The sequence below is a fragment of the Meiothermus hypogaeus genome (assembly GCF_003574035.1).
Lineage (GTDB): Bacteria > Deinococcota > Deinococci > Deinococcales > Thermaceae > Meiothermus > Meiothermus hypogaeus.
In genome coordinates this window covers 1-1,323 of sequence record NZ_QWKY01000163.1, presented here as the reverse complement: position 1 = coordinate 1,323, position 1,323 = coordinate 1, and the positions used below count along the sequence as shown (strand labels likewise).

General features: G+C 60.8%; 3 protein-coding genes and 1 pseudogene. 3 read left to right on the top strand and 1 reads right to left on the bottom strand.

Annotated features, from left to right (window positions below):
• Positions 1-142 (bottom strand): annotated as a pseudogene (locus tag Mhypo_RS18935) (hypothetical protein); the annotation flags it as partial.
• Positions 143-600: 458 nt separating this feature from the next.
• Between Mhypo_RS18935 and Mhypo_RS17715 the strand changes: the two are divergent.
• The 3 genes from Mhypo_RS17715 to Mhypo_RS17705 all read left to right on the top strand — a co-directional run.
• Complete coding sequence (locus Mhypo_RS17715) at positions 601-855, top strand: hypothetical protein (RefSeq protein WP_119342522.1); 255 nt, start codon at positions 601-603, stop codon at positions 853-855.
• Positions 856-1,212 carry a transposase gene (locus Mhypo_RS17710; RefSeq protein WP_119342521.1) on the top strand — a complete coding sequence of 119 codons (357 nt, stop codon included), beginning with the start codon at positions 856-858 and terminating at the stop codon, positions 1,210-1,212.
• The coding region (locus tag Mhypo_RS17705) for a DUF4277 domain-containing protein (protein WP_119341926.1) at positions 1,196-1,323 on the top strand (128 nt) is incomplete at its 3' end. The genes Mhypo_RS17710 and Mhypo_RS17705, both read left to right, overlap by 17 nt.

The following is a 1,323-nucleotide window of genomic DNA, read 5'->3' as shown; positions in this document are numbered from 1 at the left end:
CCGCTGGTAACACGACCCGGCCTCCTTGGGCATCGCTGAGGTTAGCGGGCAACACCTTGACCTTCAATACCCGTCCTTGGGTATCCACCAGCCAATGCCTCTTGCGGCCTTTCACCTTTTTCGCACCATCGAAACCTCGGATGCCCCCTTTTCACTGGTCTTCACGCGCTGACTGTCCACACTCCCCGCGCTGGATTCGGCTTCCCGCCCCAGCTGCAGGCGGGTCTTCTCCCGCAATGTGGCGTGAAGGCGTTCGAGAAAACCACTCTTGCGCCACAAGCAAAAGTAGTGATACATCGTTTTCCAGTGCGGCAGGTCACTGGGCATCATGCAGGGGGTGGCCGTAGGCCATAGCCACTGAGCGGCTAACCTGCGCCAGGAACAGCCTCCACGGTTCACGGTTGATGTAGAAGATGCTACCTGAGGATTTCCCGCCAGCTATGTGCTCTGGGGCGGCCGGGAGACAGCGAAGGCTGGGTCATCAGCGGCTCCAGCACCGCCATTCTTTGTGGGAAAGATCGGTCGGGTAGCGGCTTTCTCGACTGCTCGTGCCTATGTATCGTCTGGGAGGGTTTTAAGACAGCCTCTGAGAGCCCCAAGGTGCTGTACCGGCACCTCAAGTACACCGCGAGCCGGGCGCGGAACCTGCTGGCCGACCCCGAAGCGCAGGCAGCTTTCAAAAAAAAACTCTTCCTGATGGTTCTCTTGTTGAAGCTGCTCTTCCCCTGGCTACAACTGGAGGTATGGGCTTTTGATGAGCACCGGCTGGGGCTCAAGCCCATCCGCCGACGGGTATGGGCCCTGCGCGGGAAGACGCCGCTGGCCCAGGAGCGGCCCCGCTATCGCTGGCTGTAGGTGTATGCCTTCGTAAGACCGGGAACAGGGGAAAGCGAGTACTGGCTGCTGCCCTCGGTCTCGACAGAGGCTTTCAACCTGGTGCTATCCTCTTTCGCCCAGCTCAGTCGAGCCGGGGAGGGCAAGCTGGTTCTGCTGGTGTTGGATCAGGCGGGCTGGCACACCTCCAGGCAGACCCGGGTGCCGGAGGGTGTGGGCCTTTGTTTTCTGCCACCCTACTCGCCTGAGCTGCAGCCCGTGGAACGAACCTGGGGGCTGATTGATGGGGTGGTGGCCAATGGGCAGGTGGAGGATGAAGCCGACATTCCGCACCCCTCCCCCCTGGCCTTAGGATTTTGGGATGGAAACCGACGCTGATCTTCAGGTCTACGACCTGGCCCACCTGGGTCTGGTGGCTGGAATCATGGATCGGATGAAGCTGGTGGAGACGGTGGATCATCAGGTAGGGCCACGCCCCAACGAGAAGGT